Origin of the sequence: Herbinix luporum, from assembly GCF_900070325.1 — a bacterium.
Classification (GTDB): domain Bacteria; phylum Bacillota; class Clostridia; order Lachnospirales; family Lachnospiraceae; genus Mobilitalea; species Mobilitalea luporum.
The window spans coordinates 2,288,135-2,307,080 of the sequence record NZ_LN879430.1 but is presented as its reverse complement, the minus strand read 5'-3'; the positions used below and the strand labels follow the sequence as shown (position 1 = coordinate 2,307,080).

General features: G+C 36.2%; 18 protein-coding genes. 15 read left to right on the top strand and 3 right to left on the bottom strand.

The window, feature by feature from the left end:
• The first annotated feature begins 142 nt into the window (after window positions 1-142).
• From glmM to yihA, 5 genes are all read left to right on the top strand, one after another.
• A complete protein-coding gene (glmM, locus tag SD1D_RS10610; protein ID WP_058258897.1) occupies window positions 143-1,486 on the top strand; it encodes a phosphoglucosamine mutase in 1,344 nt (447 codons plus the stop codon).
• A gap of 185 nt (window positions 1,487-1,671) precedes the next feature.
• Window positions 1,672-2,958 (top strand): trigger factor, encoded by a 1,287-nt coding sequence (tig, locus tag SD1D_RS10605; protein ID WP_058258896.1) that lies wholly within the window; start codon window positions 1,672-1,674, stop codon window positions 2,956-2,958.
• A 22-nt stretch (window positions 2,959-2,980) separates the two neighbouring features.
• Window positions 2,981-3,562 carry an ATP-dependent Clp endopeptidase proteolytic subunit ClpP gene (gene clpP / locus SD1D_RS10600; protein WP_058258895.1) on the top strand — a complete coding sequence of 194 codons (582 nt, stop codon included), beginning with the start codon at window positions 2,981-2,983 and terminating at the stop codon, window positions 3,560-3,562.
• A 43-nt stretch (window positions 3,563-3,605) separates the two neighbouring features.
• A complete protein-coding gene (gene clpX / locus SD1D_RS10595; protein WP_058258894.1) occupies window positions 3,606-4,901 on the top strand; it encodes an ATP-dependent Clp protease ATP-binding subunit ClpX in 1,296 nt (431 codons plus the stop codon).
• A gap of 108 nt (window positions 4,902-5,009) precedes the next feature.
• Window positions 5,010-5,600 (top strand): ribosome biogenesis GTP-binding protein YihA/YsxC, encoded by a 591-nt coding sequence (gene yihA / locus SD1D_RS10590; protein ID WP_058258893.1) that lies wholly within the window; start codon window positions 5,010-5,012, stop codon window positions 5,598-5,600.
• A 12-nt stretch (window positions 5,601-5,612) separates the two neighbouring features.
• Here yihA and SD1D_RS10585 read toward each other — a convergent pair whose 3' ends face one another.
• The 3 genes from SD1D_RS10585 to SD1D_RS10575 are packed head-to-tail and all read right to left on the bottom strand — an operon-like array spanning window position 5,613 to window position 8,292.
• Window positions 5,613-6,131 carry a DUF4364 family protein gene (locus tag SD1D_RS10585; protein ID WP_058258892.1) on the bottom strand — a complete coding sequence of 173 codons (519 nt, stop codon included), beginning with the start codon at window positions 6,129-6,131 and terminating at the stop codon, window positions 5,613-5,615.
• 11 nt (window positions 6,132-6,142) lie between these two features.
• Window positions 6,143-7,105 carry a TIGR01212 family radical SAM protein gene (locus SD1D_RS10580; RefSeq protein WP_058258891.1) on the bottom strand — a complete coding sequence of 321 codons (963 nt, stop codon included), beginning with the start codon at window positions 7,103-7,105 and terminating at the stop codon, window positions 6,143-6,145.
• A 29-nt stretch (window positions 7,106-7,134) separates the two neighbouring features.
• On the bottom strand, window positions 7,135-8,292 hold the full coding sequence (locus SD1D_RS10575; RefSeq protein ID WP_058258890.1) for an NAD(P)-dependent malic enzyme: 1,158 nt from the start codon (window positions 8,290-8,292) through the stop codon (window positions 7,135-7,137).
• Window positions 8,293-8,528: 236 nt separating this feature from the next.
• Between SD1D_RS10575 and rho the strand changes: the two genes are divergently transcribed.
• The 10 genes from rho (at window position 8,529) to argF (ending at window position 18,940) form a co-directional block, all read left to right on the top strand.
• Complete coding sequence (rho, locus tag SD1D_RS10570) at window positions 8,529-9,881, top strand: transcription termination factor Rho (protein ID WP_058258889.1); 1,353 nt, start codon at window positions 8,529-8,531, stop codon at window positions 9,879-9,881.
• Between the two features lie 106 nt (window positions 9,882-9,987).
• The gene (rpmE, locus tag SD1D_RS10565) at window positions 9,988-10,197 is read left to right on the top strand and encodes a 50S ribosomal protein L31 (RefSeq protein WP_058258888.1); all 210 of its coding nucleotides are present in this window, start codon (window positions 9,988-9,990) and stop codon (window positions 10,195-10,197) included.
• Window positions 10,198-10,377: 180 nt separating this feature from the next.
• Window positions 10,378-11,490, top strand: coding sequence for a DUF1385 domain-containing protein (locus SD1D_RS10560; RefSeq protein WP_087758901.1), 1,113 nt, complete (start codon window positions 10,378-10,380; stop codon window positions 11,488-11,490).
• A 34-nt stretch (window positions 11,491-11,524) separates the two neighbouring features.
• Window positions 11,525-12,388: a peptide chain release factor N(5)-glutamine methyltransferase gene (gene prmC, locus SD1D_RS10555; protein WP_058258887.1), complete on the top strand. Its 864-nt coding sequence runs from the start codon at window positions 11,525-11,527 to the stop codon at window positions 12,386-12,388.
• Between the two features lie 2 nt (window positions 12,389-12,390).
• The gene (prfA, locus tag SD1D_RS10550; protein WP_058258886.1) at window positions 12,391-13,467 is read left to right on the top strand and encodes a peptide chain release factor 1; all 1,077 of its coding nucleotides are present in this window, start codon (window positions 12,391-12,393) and stop codon (window positions 13,465-13,467) included.
• 3 nt (window positions 13,468-13,470) lie between these two features.
• Window positions 13,471-14,271 carry a TrmH family RNA methyltransferase gene (locus SD1D_RS10545; protein ID WP_058258885.1) on the top strand — a complete coding sequence of 267 codons (801 nt, stop codon included), beginning with the start codon at window positions 13,471-13,473 and terminating at the stop codon, window positions 14,269-14,271.
• Between the two features lie 98 nt (window positions 14,272-14,369).
• The gene (locus tag SD1D_RS10540) at window positions 14,370-14,804 is read left to right on the top strand and encodes an NfeD family protein (RefSeq protein ID WP_058258884.1); all 435 of its coding nucleotides are present in this window, start codon (window positions 14,370-14,372) and stop codon (window positions 14,802-14,804) included.
• 2 nt (window positions 14,805-14,806) lie between these two features.
• A complete protein-coding gene (locus tag SD1D_RS10535) occupies window positions 14,807-15,733 on the top strand; it encodes an SPFH domain-containing protein (RefSeq protein WP_058258883.1) in 927 nt (308 codons plus the stop codon).
• 302 nt (window positions 15,734-16,035) lie between these two features.
• Window positions 16,036-17,880, top strand: a complete 1,845-nt coding sequence (locus SD1D_RS10530) for an LTA synthase family protein (protein WP_058258882.1) — start codon at window positions 16,036-16,038, stop codon at window positions 17,878-17,880.
• Between the two features lie 121 nt (window positions 17,881-18,001).
• Window positions 18,002-18,940: an ornithine carbamoyltransferase gene (gene argF, locus SD1D_RS10525; RefSeq protein WP_058258881.1), complete on the top strand. Its 939-nt coding sequence runs from the start codon at window positions 18,002-18,004 to the stop codon at window positions 18,938-18,940.
• Window positions 18,941-18,946 lie beyond the last annotated feature (6 nt).

The following is an 18,946-nucleotide window of genomic DNA, read 5'->3' as shown; positions in this document are numbered from 1 at the left end:
ATTCTCAAATATTATTTTCAAATAAGCTTAGGATATGTTAAAATAAATTCAAACCAGTATAATATTTGCAATTACAATAATCTTTTAGCATATATATTTATAGATAAAAACAGCTAGTAAACATTTGGAAAGGATTTTAATTATGGGAAAATATTTTGGCACTGACGGTTTTCGCGGAGAGGCTAATGTGAATTTGACAGTAGAGCATGCATATAAGGTAGGTAGATTTTTAGGTTATTATTATGGGAAAAATCATAAGCCAAATATAGTAATAGGGAAAGATACCAGAAGATCCAGTTATATGTTTGAATATTCTCTTGTGGCAGGACTAACAGCCAGTGGTGCAGATGTCTATCTTCTTCATGTAACAACCACACCTAGTGTTTCATATGTTGTAAGAACTGAAGGATTTGATTGTGGAATTATGATTTCTGCAAGCCATAACCCTTATTATGATAACGGAATAAAGGTTATTAACGGCAGCGGTCATAAATTGGAAGCAGAGGTGGAGCAGTTAATTGAAGCATACATAGACAGTGAAGAGGACTACATACCCTTTGCAACCAGAGAAAACATCGGAAAAACTGTGGATTATGCCATAGGCAGGAACCGTTATATAGGTTATCTTATATCTTTGGCCACCCGTTCCTTCCAAGGTAAAAAGGTAGGTTTAGATTTGGCTAACGGCTCGGCCACATCTATAGCCAAAGGGGTATTTGACGCTATAGGTGCAAAGACCTATGTAATAAATGGAGAACCGGATGGGACTAATATCAATAAAAACTGCGGCTCCACCGATATGAGGTCTTTGCAGAAGTTTGTTCTGGATAATAAGTTAGATGTGGGATTTGCTTATGACGGAGATGCAGATAGATGTTTGGCAGTTGATGAAAATGGCAATATTATTGATGGAGACCTGATATTGTATTTATGTGGCGTATACATGAAAAAAAGAAATGATTTAGCCAACAATACAATTGTTACCACTGTTATGTCCAATATGGGTCTGTATCAGGCTTTGGAAAGAGAAGGAATCCGTTATGAGCAGACAGCCGTAGGGGATAAGTATGTATATGAAAATATGTTGGCAAATGGACATTCCATAGGTGGGGAACAATCGGGACATATTATATTTGCCAAACATGCTACTACGGGAGACGGTATCTTAACATCATTAAAGATTATGGAAGTTATGTTGGAAAGCAAGGCTAAACTTTCAGAACTTTGTAAAGAAGTGAATATTTTTCCTCAATTATTGGTAAATGTAAAGGTTAAGGATAAGAAGGCAGTATTAAGCGATCCTGCAATAACTGATTTGATATCTAGTCTGGAAAAGGAACTGGGTAAGGATGGCAGAATACTGGTAAGAGAAAGCGGAACAGAACCGGTTATACGGGTTATGGCAGAAGCTAAAACTGATAAGCTTTGCAGAGAAACAGTGGAAAAGATTACCGAAAAGATAAAAGAACAAGGTCATGTTATATAGTAAATGATTAAGTATATTTTAAGGAGAAAATTTAAATATAGTATTTACAGAACAGCTATGTTATAATATACTAATGTCAAAATGTCTGCTGAAAATAGGAATAATGTACTTTATATTGTATATGAAAATGGCCGGATTGGATCACATATGATAAGTAAAGTACATAAAACAAGGAGGAAACTAAAATGAGTTTACAGGTTGAAAAATTAGAAAAAAATATGGCTAAGCTTACCATAGAGGCTTCTGCTGAGGAATTTGATAAGGCCATTCAAAAAGCATATCAAAAAAACAAGAATAAAATTAATATTCAAGGCTTTCGTAAAGGAAAGGCACCTCTTGCTTTAATTGAAAAGATGTATGGCCCTAGCATTTTCTATGAAGATGCAGCCAATGAGATAATTCCGGAGGCTTATGAAAAAGCTGCCCTAGAGAGCGGTCTTGAAATTGTATCTAGACCGGAAATTGATGTTGTACAGATAGAAAAAGGAAAGTCTTTTATTTTTACAGCTGAAGTGGCTATTAAGCCTGAGGTTACCCTAGGTGAATATAAGGGTATAGAGGTAGAAAAGAAGGAAGTTACCGTAACTGATGAAGAGGTTATGGCAAAAATCGAACATGAAAGAGAACACAACTCCAGAATGGTTACCATAGATAACAGACCTATTCAAATGGATGATATTGCAGTTATTGATTTTGAAGGTTTTGTAGATGGTGAACCTTTTGAAGGTGGTAAGGGTGAAGGTTATTCTCTAACTATCGGATCCCGTTCTTTTATTGATAATTTTGAAGAGCAGCTGATAGGAAAATCCATAGGAGAAGAAGTTGATGTAAATGTAACCTTCCCAGAGGATTACCATGCAAGCAATTTGGCAGGAAAGCCGGCTCTTTTCAAAGTTAAAATAAATGAAATCAAGGTTAAGGAACTTCCTGAACTTGACGATGATTTTGCTCAAGAGGTATCAGAGTTTGACACCTTAGATGAATACAAGGAAAATATTAGGGCAACACTTAAGGAAAACAAAGAGAAGGAACTAAAGATAGCCAAAGAAAATGAAATTATAGATAAAATCATAGAAAATGCTTCTATGGACATACCTGAACCGATGATTGAGACACAAGTTGGCCAATTGGCAGATGATTTTGCCCAGAGAATGAGATATCAGGGACTATCTATAGAACAATACTTCCAGTTTACAGGTATGGATTCTAAAAAGTTTTTTGAGAGTCTAAGACCTCAGGCCTTAAAACGTATTCAAAGCCGTCTTGTTCTTGAGGCAATTGTTAAGGCCGAAAACATTGAGGTGACAGAGGAAGAACTTGAAAAAGAGCTGACAGAAATGGCTTCAATGTATAAAATGGAGTTAGACAAATTAAAAGAGCTTTTAGGGGATAATGAGAAGGAGCAGATTAAGACCGACATTGCTATTCAGAAAGCTGTAGACTTTGTTGTAGCTGAGTCTAAAGAAGTTTAGATAGAAAAAGGAGGATATTAATATGAGTTTAGTACCCTATGTCATAGAGCAGACTAGCCGTGGAGAAAGAAGCTATGATATATATTCAAGGCTATTAAAAGAGAGAATTATTTTCCTTAGTGAGGAAGTTAATGATACAACGGCAAGTTTGGTTGTGGCACAGTTACTTTTTCTAGAATCTGAAGATCCTGGAAAGGATATTAATTTCTATATTAATAGTCCGGGAGGATCTGTAACCGCAGGTATGGCAATTTATGACACTATGAAATATATCAAATGTGATGTTTCTACTATCTGTATAGGTATGGCAGCAAGTATGGGTGCATTTTTGCTAGCAGGAGGTACAAAAGGAAAACGTTTTGCCCTTCCTAATGCTGAGGTTATGATACACCAACCTTCCGGCGGTGCCAGAGGTCAGGCAACAGATATTAAGATAGTGGCAGACAACATTATAAAAACAAAGAAAAAGATTAATGAGATATTAGCTGAAAATACTGGAAAACCCATTTCAGTTATTGAGGTGGATACAGAAAGAGATTATTATATGAGTGCAGAGGAAGCACGGGAATACGGTATTATCGATGGAATACTAACACGCAGATAACTACCGGTAAGAATGCACGATAGAGAGAATGAGGTGATTTGCAGTGGCAGGTAAAGTAGATGACAGAAAGCAATTGAGATGTTCATTTTGCAATAAGTCGCAGGATCAAGTCAGAAAACTGATTGCCGGGCCGGGAGTATATATCTGTGATGAATGTATAGAAATTTGTAGTGAAATCATCGAAGAAGAATTTGATGGGGCTCCGCTTTTAGATGCAGATATAAATCTGTTAAAACCGGTTGAAATCAAGAGTTTTTTGGATCAGCATGTAATTGGTCAAGAAGATGCCAAAAAAGTATTATCTGTGGCGGTATATAACCACTATAAGAGAGTTTTGGCAGAGAAAGATTTGGATGTGGAGCTTCAAAAAAGCAATATTTTGATGATAGGACCGACTGGATCAGGAAAAACATACTTGGCTCAAACTTTGGCAAAGCTTCTTAATGTACCCTTTGCAATTGCTGATGCAACTGCACTTACTGAGGCGGGATATGTTGGTGAGGATGTAGAGAATATTTTACTTAAACTTATCCAAGCCGCAGATTTTGATATTGATCGTGCACAATATGGTATTATTTATATTGACGAAATAGATAAAATTACAAGAAAATCAGAAAACACTTCGATAACCAGAGATGTATCCGGTGAAGGTGTTCAGCAGGCTTTACTAAAAATACTTGAGGGTACGGTTGCTTCTGTTCCTCCTCAGGGAGGAAGAAAGCATCCCCACCAAGAATTTATTCAGATTGACACCACTAACATCCTGTTTATCTGTGGGGGAGCCTTTGATGGACTGGAGAAAATCATAGAAGCCAGAATAGGGCAAAAGTCCATAGGCTTTAATGCGCAGATTTCTGAAAAGAATAAGAAAAACATAGGTGAACTTTTCCGTCAGGTTATGCCTCAAGATTTAATTAAATTTGGCCTAATTCCTGAGTTTGTTGGACGAGTTCCGGTATGTGTTGCATTAGATGCCCTTGATGAGGCGGCTCTAATGAAAATTCTTACGGAGCCGAAGAACGCCATAACAAAACAGTATAAGAAATTGTTTGAGATAGATGGTGTTGAACTGGAATTTGAAGAGGGCGCCATTGAGGAAATTGCTAAAAAGAGTTTCAGCAGAAAGATAGGTGCCAGAGGGCTCCGTGCCATTATGGAAGCTGCCATGATGGACACCATGTTCAATATACCCTCCAATGCAAATGTTGTTAAATGCATTATAACAAGAGAAGTTATTCTGGGTAATGAAGAGCCGAAGTTGATTTTATCAGAAGAAGGTGTAGTAAGAAAGCCTATAATGAAGCGTTCTGTTAAGAAAAGCAAAGGTGAGATTGCCTAAGAATTTATAGAAAGAAGTAAATGGGTAACCAGGCTCTCAGATAAATGGGAACCTGGCTTGCTCATTTTCTATTCTATAGCTTGTATATGACCTAAGGAGGTTATACTTATGATTATAAAGAATGTAAGTCTCGAAACTGTATGTGGAATATCTAGTTCAATTCCCGACAATGATAAACCTGAGATTGCCTTTGCCGGTAAATCAAATGTAGGAAAGTCTTCCTTGATTAATTCCCTAATAAATCGTAAGTCTTTGGCACGGACTTCATCACAGCCCGGTAAAACACAAACCATTAATTATTATAATATTAATGATATGCTGTATTTTGTAGATCTTCCAGGTTACGGATATGCAAAAACATCAGAAACGATCAGGGAGCAGTGGGGAATGATGGTAGAGAGATATCTCATGAACTCAAAGCAGCTGAAGGTGATATTTTTGCTGGTTGATATCCGTCATGAACCGTCACTAAATGATAAAAATATGTATGACTGGATTGTATATCATGGTTTTATGCCGGTCATTATTGCAACAAAACTGGATAAAATAAAAAGAAGCCAAGTAGCCAAACATATTAAGATGATAAAAGAAAGCCTTGGGGCCACATCTGAAACAAAAATATTCCCCTTCTCGTCATTAACGAAACAGGGGAAAGATGAAATCTGGGCTTATATTGAAACTGTCTGTGAATTATCTTAAGTAGCATATTTATTAATTAAGAAGTAAGGCCATTAGATAGCTGTATACATCGGAACTTTTTTCAATCCAATTATTGCATATGGCTGAAGCCTCTTCCTCTGTTGGGACACTTAAGGTCAAATCTATAATATGGGATCCTCTTTCAATTACACTAAGCCTTACGGAAAATTCACCCTTTTTCAACTGAATATAATCAGCAGGGGTGGATACTTCTTCCTTAAGCTTATATTTATTCTGTGAAAGGTATTCTTCGATATCTTCCTTTATTCCGGATGAAATTAAATTATCAAAGAACTTAAGAGTTTCGCTTCCGCTTTCGGTTATACGATAGAGGGAGCTGTTACGTATGGTTTTTGCACTAATAAATTCATCGTCAATAAGTTCGGAAATGGCCCTTTGAATATTAAAATAATTGGTATATTCTTTTTCAAGGATAAAAGCCGTTAGTTGTGCATTAGTCAGTGGAAAATCAACCCTGCTTAAAATATATAGAATCATTAATTTATATAGCATAAAGGTATCGGACTGCATTATAAACCTCCTTAAGTGTAGTATTTTCCCTGCCAGGTATCTAACTCCTTCATTTTACCATGGAGAGTATTAAGAACCAGCCTTTTGTTACCGCTCCAATCAGGAGCCAGTAGTAATTTCTTAGGCCCATCCCCGGTAAGTCGATGGATTATAAGGTTCTGGGGCAGGTGTTCCAAGCAGGTAATTACAAGATCAATATAATCGTTCATAGTTAAGGTATATTTTATTTTATCTTCTAAGAATAGCTCTCCCAAATCAGTGCCTTTAAGGATATGAAGGAGCTGAAGCTTAATGCCCCAAACTAGTCCGCAAGCAGAAAGATTACCTATATATTTCATAGTCTTTAACATATCATTTTTTGTTTCCTTTGGCAAGCCGAGAATTGTATGGACAATTACAGAAATCTTATGGGCATGAAGCTTTCTTATCGCTTCTTCAAATACCGGAAGTTGGTATCCTCGTCGCATCCATTTGGCTGTTTCTTCATGGATTGATTGAAGGCCAAGCTCTATCCATACAGGCTTTTTTTGGTTCAGATAATTTAGTAAAGAAAGAACGTCCTCGCCGAGACAGTCCGGTCTTGTAGCTATGGACAAAATAGCAATATCAGGATGGCTAATAGCTTCTGTAAATATCTTTTCTAGGTAAGAGACTGGGGCGTGGGTGTTAGTATAAGCTTGAAAGTAAGCGATGAACTTTGTAGGTTTATTAGCAGGTAATTTCTTGCTAATTAGTTTTTTTGCTTCTTCTATTTGCTTAGTTATAGATAGTTTGGCACTGGGACTAAAGTCACCGGAGCCACCTTGGCTGCAAAATATACACCCTCTGGTATCTATTATACCATCACGATTGGGGCAACTCATACCTCCGTTTAAAGATAGTTTATATAATTTCATTCCATAGGTGTTTTTTAATTCATAGTCAAGAGAATGATACCTTTTATCATCCCATAATCGTTTATTAGAATTAACCATTTTAATTTTCCTGTTCTAGTAGTTTAATTTTAGCATTTATTAATCTTATTTATAACAGCATTACTTACAGTATCACAAAGTCTAGGATCAAAGGCCATAGGTAAGATATAATTTTCATTTAATTTATCATCCGTAACCAGTTCGGCTATTGCTTTAGCGGCAGCCAGTTTCATATCCTCTGTTATCTGCCTGGCCCGTCCTTTTAGGGAACCTTTAAATATGCCCGGAAAGGCGATTACATTATTAACCTGATTTGGATAATCGGAACGGCCTGTGGCAACAATGCGGGCACCTGCTTTTATAGCTTCATCAGGCATAATTTCAGGAACAGGATTAGCAAGGGCAAATACGATTGCATCCTTATTCATGGAAGAAATCATTTCCTTGCTTACTATAGCCGGAGCGGACACTCCTATAAAGATATCTGCATTTTTTAGGGCATCCGTTAAACTACCTTGCCGGTTATTAAGATTAGTTATACTAAGTATTTGTTTTTGATATTCATTAAGCTTAGGGTAGTTAGAGGAGAGGATACCAAACTTATCACAAACAGTAATATTTTCAAATCCGTATGAATATAATAATTTGGTTATGGCGATACCGGCTGAGCCGGCACCGTTTATAACAAGCGAAACCTCTTCCTTTTTCTTGCCTATAATTTTAAGACTGTTAATAAGTCCGGCAAGTACCACTATTGCTGTACCATGCTGATCGTCATGAAAGACCGGTATATCCAGAAGATCCTTTAGCCGTTCCTCTATATAAAAACATCTGGGAGCAGATATATCCTCTAGGTTAATTCCCCCAAAGGCAGGGGCTATGGCCTTAATAGTTTTAATTATTTCTTCTGTATCCTGAGTATCTAAGCAGATGGGGACTGCATTTACTCCTCCAAATTCCTTAAAAAGAACTGCTTTTCCTTCCATTACAGGAAGAGCAGCGTAAGGTCCGATATTACCTAGACCAAGAACAGCACTGCCGTCAGAAACTACGGCAATGGTATTGGACTTTATTGTATATAAATAGGCAGTCTCGGGCTTTTCAAAAATAGCTTTACAAGGGGCTGCTACCCCCGGTGTATATGCTAAAGAAAGATCTTCCTTAGTGTTTACTTGGCACTTGGAAACAATGTCAAGTTTTCCTGCCAACTGTTCATGGAACTGTAATGATTTATGGTAAATATCCATAATAAACCACCTCGTAAATTAAATTATAGTAATCATAGCATTGACAGGTTATGAAATCAAGCAATAGCAATAGCTAAAAGGATTAAAATTGAAAATATTTTACTTTCTATAGCAAAAGGTGTATAATGATATAAACATAATTTTGGATAAGATATCCCTCACAAATTTTCTATATCATATCTCCCCATATTCCAATCTAAACAAGAATCCAACAAATAATCAAAGGAGCTGAACTTATGGAAATTCAATATGAATCTATGACTCTTGTCAAATTAAGAGAAAAAGCTAAAGAAAAGGGAATGAAGAATATATCTACACTTAAAAAAAGTGAATTAATTGAAGCTTTAAAAGAGCATGACTTAAAGTTAGAAGAAGAAAAGCAAAGTATACAGGAGACAGTTACTACTGCCAGTAAAGAAGAAAAAAGGCATACCGGCCATTCTGAGTTTGAACAGCTCGATAGTGGTGAGACCAAGGAAGGTATTCTTGAGGTGTTGCCGGATGGATATGGGTTTATTCGATGCGATAATTATCTTCCCGGTGAGAATGACGTATATGTATCCCCTGCGCAAATTAGAAGATTTAACCTTAAAACCGGTGATATCGTTATGGGTAATACAAGAATAAAGAGCCAAAACGAGAAGTTTTCGGCCCTCTTATATATCAAAGAAGTTAACGGGTTCAATCCCAATGAAGCTCAAAAACGTCCGAAATTTGAAGATTTAACACCGGTATTTCCGGATGAAAGAATACATCTTGAAACTCCCGGTTCCTGTGTGTCCATGAGGATGGTAGATTTAATTTCTCCCATTGGCAAGGGGCAAAGGGGAATGATTGTATCTCAACCTAAGACAGGAAAGACTACATTATTAAAGCAGATTGCAAAAGCTATTACAAGGAATCATCCGGAGATGAAGCTAATTATTCTTTTGATAGATGAAAGGCCTGAAGAGGTTACGGATATTAAAGAGTCTATTGAAGGAAAAAATGTAGAAGTTATTTATTCCACTTTCGATGAACTTCCGGAAAACCATAAACGGGTATCTGAAATGGTTATCGAACGGGCAAAGCGCTTAGTTGAACATAAGCAGGATGTTATTATCTTGCTAGATAGTATTACAAGACTAGCTAGAGCGTATAACTTAACTGTACAGCCCAGTGGCAGAACCTTATCCGGAGGACTTGATCCTGCGGCATTATATATGCCTAAGAAGTTTTTTGGAGCCGCAAGAAATATGAGGGAGGGAGGAAGTCTTACAATCCTTGCAACTGCATTGGTGGATACAGGCAGTAGAATGGATGATGTGGTCTTTGAAGAATTTAAAGGAACCGGTAATATGGAATTGGTTCTTGACCGTAGTTTATCAGAAAAACGTATTTTTCCTGCTATTGACTTGCCAAAATCCAGTACAAGAAGAGAAGACTTGTTACTTACCCAGCAGGAACTAGAAGCTACTTATTTAATGCGTAAGGCTTTAAACGGTATGAAATCAGATGAAGCTTTAGAGCGAATTATAGATATGTTTTTGAAAACAAAATCCAATGCTGAGTTTATTGAAATTATTAAAAAGACAAAATTAGTCTTTTAGGTATTGCAATGAAAAATAAGCTATGATATAATAAGAAAGCTGTTTATTAAGTTGGGAATATTATATAGACCAAGATAAAGTAGATTTGTAGTGAAGAGGTGAAATCATGAAAGCAGAAATCCATCCTAAATATTTTCAGGCAAAAGTAGTTTGCAACTGTGGGAATGAATTTGTTACTGGATCAACCAAGGAAGATATTCGTGTTGAAGTATGCTCAAAATGCCATTCATTCTATACAGGTCAGCAAAAGACTGCTGCAGCCCGTGGAGCGATTGAGAAGTTCAACCGCAGATATGGTATTACTCAGAACAATTAGAGCACTTTTATAGAGGGTTAAAAATCGGGTTGAGGTTCACTTCCTCAGCCTATTTTTAACTACACAATAATACAGATAACCTTACTTTTATCCGTGAGAATTAGTATGTTTTTATTAAAAGCATAGTAATTTTCACGGAAAAAGAATATTTTTAAAACACAAGAAAGGCTCGGGATAAGAATGAAACCATCCGGTATTGGGGGAATGGCTGTAATTGAAGGCGTAATGATGAGGAATAAAAGTGACTACGCCATAGCAGTCCGCAAACCAGATAATGAAATTATTGTAGAAAAAAGAAATCATAAAGATTTTTCTGACAAGGTAAAATTATTTAAGTTGCCTATCTTTAGGGGAATCTTGGCTTTTGTTGATTCTATGGTAATGGGAATTAAGGTAATAAATTTCTCTTCAAGTTTCTTTGAAGAAGAAGAAGTACAAAAACAAAAGTCAAAAAATGAAGAGAGTGAAAAAGACAATACTTTACTGATGGTCTTAGTAGTAGCAGCTTCCCTTGCGATTTCTATAGGCTTATTTATGGTACTGCCTGTATTGATATCTAATTTATTTAAAAAGCTCTTTGATGATAATGTATTTCTCTTATATTTAATGGAGGGGATTTTAAGGCTTGCTATTTTTATCGGATATATTCTAGCCGCCTCCCAGATGAAAGAAATAAAAAGAGTGTTTATGTATCATGGAGCTGAACACAAAACCATTAACTGTCTGGAGAATGGTTTTGAACTTACTGTTGAAAATGTTAAATGGCAGTCAAAGGCTCATAAGCGTTGTGGTACTAGTTTTATGCTTCTTGTTATGCTTATAAGTCTTGTATTCTTTATGATTCTTAGGCCTCCGACTCTTTACTGGAGGATTCTTTCTAGGATTCTATTAGTTCCTGCAATCGCCGGAGTATCATATGAATTTATTCGCTTAGCCGGAAAAAGTGATAATATAATTGTTAACATTCTTAGTAAGCCGGGATTGTGGATGCAGGCTCTGACCACTAAGGAACCCGATGATGATATGATAGAGGTGGCAATTAAGTCGGTTGAAGCTGTATTTGATTGGAGAAGCTTTCTTGAGACAGAAGAGACCGAAAATTCCAAACAGTTAAATGATGATAAAGAAGAAGAGAAAAATATTATAGATCTTCCTATTGATAAGAGTAACAATGAAGCTGAAAGTGAATATGCCACTACAGCCGGAAACCGTATCGTAAGTCTTGTAAGTGATTATGAGGAAGATGATGAGATATTAAAAGCCTTAGATAAATATCTGGATTTTGATGATTAAGGATTTATTTATAAGACCGGAGGCATAAATTAGAATGAGTACTTATAAGGAATTATTTAAGGCTGCCCGTAAATTCCTTGAAGAAAATGGGATAGCGGATGCCCATGTAGATGCCTGGTATCTGCTAGCCCATGTTTTTGGAATTAAAAGAGCAGATTTTTTTATTGGTGGGGACAATGAAACTTCCAAGGATAAAGAATTAGTATATATGGAATTAATAAAAAAAAGAGCCATGCATACACCCCTTCAATACATTACAGGAGAGCAAGAATTTATGGGACTTGTGTTTGAGGTAGATGAGAATGTTCTCATACCAAGACAGGATACTGAAATTCTTGTGGAAGAGGTATTAAAAGTATGCAAGGGCAAATCAGTCTTGGATTTATGCACCGGCTCAGGATGTATAATTATATCCCTAGCTAAATTATCTGAATTAAAAAAGGCAGTGGGTATAGATATCTCTGAAAATGCTTTGCAAGTGGCTAGAAGAAATGCAAAAAAGTTAAGTGTGGATGTAAGATTTCTTAAAAGTGATTTATTTGAAAATATTGAGGGAAAATATGATATTATAGTATCAAATCCACCCTATATAAAAACAGGAGACCTTAAATCATTAATGCCCGAAGTAAAAGATTATGAGCCTAGCTTAGCACTGGATGCCGGTTTGGACGGGCTTATATATTATAGAAGAATTATTAATGACCTGCCAAGATATATTAATACAGGAGGCTATGTGTTTTTTGAAATAGGCTACGATCAAGCTGAGGACGTTAAAAATATGCTGCATGAAGCAGGTTTTTCAAAAATATATATAAAAAAAGATTATAGTGGGCTTGACCGTGTTGTTTGGGGTCTTTATGGTAGTTGTAATGACGAAACAGTTCAAATGGAGGAATGATAATGTTTGATCGTTTAGAGGATATTCTAATTAGATATAAAGAAATTGAAGAAGAATTGCTAAATCCAGGTATAGTTAATGATCAAAAGAAATATAGAGACCTTATGAGGGAGCAGTCTAATCTATCAGAGATTGTGGAAAAGTACCTGGAATATAAAGAAAATAAAAAGACCATAGAAGACAGTCTCGAAATGTTAAATGAAGAAAGTGATGAAGAGATTAGGGAACTGGCCAGAGAAGAATTAAATGAGTGTAAAAAAAGAATAGCTGTGATTGAAGAGGAACTTAAGATATTACTACTTCCTAAGGATCCTAATGATGATAAGAACGTAATCGTTGAAATCAGAGCCGGTGCCGGTGGAGACGAGGCGGCTTTATTTGCAGCTGAATTATACCGTATGTATGTTATGTATGCGGAAAGAAACCATTGGAAAATTGATATGATGAACCTAAATGAAAACGGCATAGGAGGCTTTAAGGAAGTTATCTTTATGATTAACGGTAAAGGTGCCTATTCAAAGCTCAAATATGAAAGTGGAGTTCATCGTGTTCAAAGGGTGCCTGTTACAGAATCAGGCGGTAGAATTCACACTTCTACGGCAACAGTTGCCATTATGCCGGAAGCCGATGAGGTAGATATAGACATAGATTTAAATGACTGTAAATTCGATGTATTCAGATCCTCAGGTAACGGTGGACAAAGCGTTAATACTACAGATTCTGCAGTACGGTTGACTCATATACCTACAGGAATTGTTATATCATGTCAGGATGAAAAATCACAATTAAAGAATAAAGAAAAAGCAATTAAGATACTGCGTTCCCGTTTGTATGAATTAGAAATGCAAAAGGCTCAAAGTGCCGAGGCTGAGGCAAGAAAGAGCCAGATAGGTACCGGTGACCGTTCTGAGAAAATTAGAACCTATAACTTCCCCCAAGGAAGAGTTACAGATCATAGAATTAAAATGACGGTTCATCGATTGGAAGAGGTGCTAAACGGGGATCTTGATGAGATAATTGATAGCCTGATTGCAGCAGACCAGGCAGCAAAGCTTAGCAAGATGCAAGAGGAAAGCTAATATATGAATGTAAGAACGGTAATTACAAGCTTAAATAATCCGCAGATTAAGAATTTAGCCCTGTTACAAAAGAAGGCAAAAGCCAGAAAGGAGCAGGGCTTATTTGTGGTTGAAGGAATTAAAATGTTTGAGGAGGCTAGGGATTTAGGCTTGTTAGTTAAATCCTATTTATCTGAGAGCTTCTATCAGGAGAAATTAAAAACATCTGATTTTTTTACCGGATTAAATTTTGAAGTGGTAAGCGATCAGATATTTAAACAGATAACCGATACCATGACACCCCAAGGTATTATGGGAACCGTAAAAAGACCGGTATATAACTTAGATAGTATTCTATCTAAACCTAACTCCTTTTTGCTTATCTTGGAAGATATAAGAGATCCCGGTAATTTAGGTACTATGATACGTACTGCAGAAGGGGCCGGTGTTACGGGAATTATCTTAAATAGTTCTTGTGCGGACATATTGCAACCTAAAGTGGTTAGGGCCACCATGGGTTCTATATATAGGGTTCCGTATTACCTGGCAGAGGATTTTACAGCTATTCTTAATATGCTTAAAGATGAAGGATTTAAATTATATGCAGCCCATTTGTCCGGTCATTTATATGATCAGGAAGGAAGTTTTTTAGGTAAATGTGGCTTACTAATCGGAAATGAAGCCCATGGGCTAAAAGAAGAAACAAGTGCCATGGCAGATTATCTGATTAAAATTCCTATGGAAGGTAAGGTGGAATCACTAAATGCCGCCATTGCTGCAGCCATATTAATGTATGAAGCAGCCAGACAAAGAAGAAAAAAATAAAATTAGAAAACAATTAAAAAATATGTCATACTATTGTATATTTTGGTTCTTTTATATAAAATAGAAGTATCAGAACAGAAAGGGGGAGGATTGGGATAATGAATTCTATTGCATGGCTTATACTTTTAATCTTATTGATATTTGTTGAATTTATAACTTTGGGGCTTACAACTATTTGGTTTGCAGGGGGATCCCTAGTAGCATTTATTGTATCATTATTCTATGACAACCTACTTGTAGAAATAATATTATTTCTTGTAATATCTCTGGTCTTATTATTCTTCACCAGACCAATTGTAAAAAAGTATTTTAATTCCACCCGTGTTAAGACAAATTACGCCGCTATAATTGGAAAGGAAGCATTAGTTACTGCTAGGATTGATAATATGAATGGAACCGGACTGGCGGTAGTTGAAGGACAGGAGTGGACGGCAAGATCGATTAATGGTGAAGTAATAGAAAAAGGAACTAAGGTAATTGTAGAGGAAATATCGGGAGTTAAACTAATGGTTAAGATAAAAAAGGAGGGGTAAATATGCCTACAGAAATGATTGTAATTGTTTTTGTTGTAATTTTTCTATTAATAATAGCATCCTGTGTTAGAATTGTACCTCAAGCCCATGCATATATTTTGGAGCGCTTGGGAGGATATCAGGCAACTTGGGAAGTGGGAGTACACATTAAGCTTCCTTTAATTGACAGAGTGGCAAAAAGAGTACTGCTGAAAGAACAAGTAGCAGATTTTCCACCACAACCGGTTATTACAAAAGATAATGTCACTATGAGAATTGATACGGTTGTATTCTTTCAGATAACGGATCCTAAGATGTACACTTATGGAGTAGAAAATCCCATACTAGCTATTGAGAACTTAACAGCCACTACATTAAGAAATATTATCGGTGACTTGGAGTTGGATGAAACCTTAACATCTAGGGAAATTATTAATTCTAAGATGAGAATGATTTTGGATGAGGCTACTGATCCATGGGGAATTAAGGTAACCCGTGTAGAACTTAAAAACATCATACCTCCTGCAGCTATTCAAGATGCCATGGAGAAGCAGATGAAGGCTGAGAGAGAACGTAGGGAAGCTATCCTTATTGCCGAAGGACAGAAAAAATCAGAAATCCTTGTAGCAGAGGGAAGAAAAGCAGCTGCTATTCTTGATGCAGAGGGTGAGAAAGAATCTGAAATTCTTCGGGCAGAAGCAAAGAAAGAAGCTATGATTAAAGAAGCAGAGGGTGAAGCTCAAGCAATCTTAGCCGTACAAAAAGCCCATGCCGAAGGAATACGTTTCCTTAAGGATGCAGATCCTTCTTCTGCAGTACTTCAGCTTAGAAGTATGGAGGCTTTTGAAAAGGCCGCAGACGGTAAGGCAACAAAAATTATTATTCCTTCTGAAATACAGGCTGTAGCAGGACTGGCTAAGTCTTTAGTTGAGGTGGTAAAGGAAGATTAGTATGGTAATTACTTATATTAAGTAATATGAGTATACTTAAATAACCTGCTTATTAGTATGGATGCTTTTTGGTTATACATACCAAGAGCATCCATTTTTATTTGGATTTAATAAAAAAGCCCAAATTTATTAAGTGAAATTTAAGAAAATTCTACTTGATTTATTTTAAGGGAATGTTATATTATAAACAAATATGTAAAGTAATTACATAGCCATAGATATATAGATAAGCAAATCATAAGAAGATATAGGCTTTATAAAACATAATTTTAGGATAAGGATTTGGATTGTAGGTGAGATATATGAAAAAAGTTAAGGAATTTATTTTATCACCATATTTTATAGCAGCTTTATTTGCCTTAAAGATGATAGTATATTATGCTTTAATTGATGTAAATCGTATGTGGATTATTCTTATTATCATCAGCATGGCTGTTTGGGCTTTAATATTTATGTTTTTTGGCAGATGTGGGCTTAAGCGCAAGCGAGGAGTTTTTCTTTTGGTTTACAGTTTGCTAAGCCTTTTAATGTTTGCCGATACTATGTACTATAATTACTATAATCAGACGGTATCAGTAAGGCAGCTTTGGCAAGTAAAGGCTGTTACGGCGGTACCGGATAGTTTTATAGCTACACTTATACCAGCCAGCTTTTTGCTATTTGTTGATATACCTTTTGTATATCATTCTTTTAAGAAGTATTCAAAAAGGTTTCACAATATGAAACCCATATATCATAAAGAATTTAAAATTGCATTTTATTTACTTACAGCCATTATTTTTACCATGATTGTTAATCCTTTTCAGTCGGCAGCTATTGCAACTGTAAATAGCATGGAGTTTTTTACAAGCCATGTGGGAGATATATATGAGACCATAGCCGATAATCTGACTAAGGGTGAGATGGAAGAAGAAGAGATACTTGAAGTGGTTGCAGAAAACACCCAGGAAGAACCAAAAACGCCCAGGTATTATCAAGTGGGTAAAGGAAAGAATTTAATTGTTATTCAGTTGGAAGCTTTTCAGGATTTTGTTATAAATGCATATTATAACGGACAGGAAATTACCCCTAATTTAAACAGACTGTTAGAAAATGATACCTTATATTTTGACCGGTACTATTCCAATACCGGTAAGGGAAATACTGCTGATGCAGAATTTTCTAGTCTTAACAGTTTATATCCTTTAATTGACGGAGAAATATACCGTCTATATGAAGACAATACATTCCGGGGGCTGCCTTGGCTTATGAGAGAGCAAGGGTACAGGGCATTTGCCGTTCATGGATTTGAGGGAGAATTCTGGAACAGGGAATACGCATATCCTTACCAAGGATTTGAAGATTATATTAGCATGGAGGATTTAGAGCAGGATGAAATTATCGGTATGGGCATATCTGATAAGTCCATGTTTAGACAAGTGCTACCTATATTAAAAGAGCAAGAAGGTTCCTTCTTTTCTTTTATAATTACCTTGACCAATCATCATCCTTATGTTTTGGATGAACAGTATCATTCCTTAGAGCTTTTAGAGGAGGATATAGATACTAAATTTGGTAATTATCTGCAGACAGTCCGTTATACCGATGAAGCTATAGGTCAGTTTATTAATGATTTAAAAGAAGCGGGCTTATACGAAGATACTGTTATAGCCCTTTATGGAGATCATCACGGACTAAATTGTACTATGAAAGATGTGAATGATAGAGTAAGTGAGTTTATCGGAAGAGAATATGATTATGATGAGATGTTAAATGTACCTTTAATTATCCATGTACCTAACAGCGGTATTAAGGAAACTATCCATACAACCGGTGGTCAGATTGACTTTTTGCCCACCATAGCCAATATAATGGATCTTAGTCTTGATGATACCTTGTATCTTGGCCAGGATCTTACTAATGCAGAGGAAGGATTTGTAGCATTTACTACTTTTCTTTTTGAAGGATCCTTTGCGACTAATGAGGTGATATTCCAGATATCCCGGGAGGGTATATTTGAAAATAGCCGGGCTTGGAAGATAGGGACAAATGAAGAAGTGGATATAGAGCCTTATCGAGAATATTATGATAAAGCAATTTTACTTAAAAAAACTTCTAAAGAAATTATGGAACAAGATTTGATGGCAAAACAAGAAGATGCTCAGTAATAATAAAACCTGCCTATATTATTAGGGCAGGTTTTTCTTGACATTATAGTAAAATTGGAATATTGTATAATTAAACACTAGCAAGGTATAATTATAAAACCTGAGATATTGGAGGAATAGTATGAATTTAAAAGGACGGAGCTTTCTAACATTAAAAGATTATTCCCGAGAGGAAATTGAATATTTACTTGATTTAGCAGGGAAGCTAAAAGAGAAGAAGAAGTTAGGGATTATAGGTGACAGTCTTAAAGGAAAGAATATAGCCTTAATCTTTGAAAAGCCATCAACCAGAACCAGATGTGCCTTTACTATAGGTTGTATTGATGAGGGAGGTCATGCTGAATATTTAGGAAAGGATGACATTCAGCTGGGCCATAAGGAAAGTATCGAGGATACCGCAAGGGTATTGGGAAGAATGTTTGATGGAATTCAGTTTCGTGGATTTTCCCATGAAAATGTGGAAAAGTTAGCCCAGTATAGTGGTGTTCCGGTATGGAACGGCTTGACTGACAGTTATCATCCTACACAAATTCTGGCTGACTTCTTGACATTAAAAGAGCAGTTTGGTAAGCTTGAAGGGTTAAAATTAGTGTATGCAGGAGATGGGCGAAATAATGTGGCTAACAGCCTTCTAATAGGTTGTTCGAAAATAGGTATAAATATTACCGTTCTTTCTCCTAAATCATTATGGCCGGAAGAAGAACTGATTGATATCTGCAGAGGATACGCAGATCTTTCAGGAAGTAAAATTGAACTTACCGATAATATTGATGGAGTTGTTGGAGCAGATGTAATATATACCGATGTTTGGTGCTCCATGGGTGAGGAGGATTTGGCAGCAGAACGGATAGCACTATTAAAGCCCTATCAGGTTAATAAGGAAATGCTAGCCTATACCGGTAATCCTAAGACAATAGTCCTTCACTGCCTACCTGCCGTCAAGGGAAATGAAATAACCCATGATGTATTTGAGAGTTTTAGTAAGGTTATTTTTGATCAGGCCGAAAATCGTATGCATACTATTAAGGCAATTATGGTAGCTACTCTAGGTAATGAGTAGTTATAA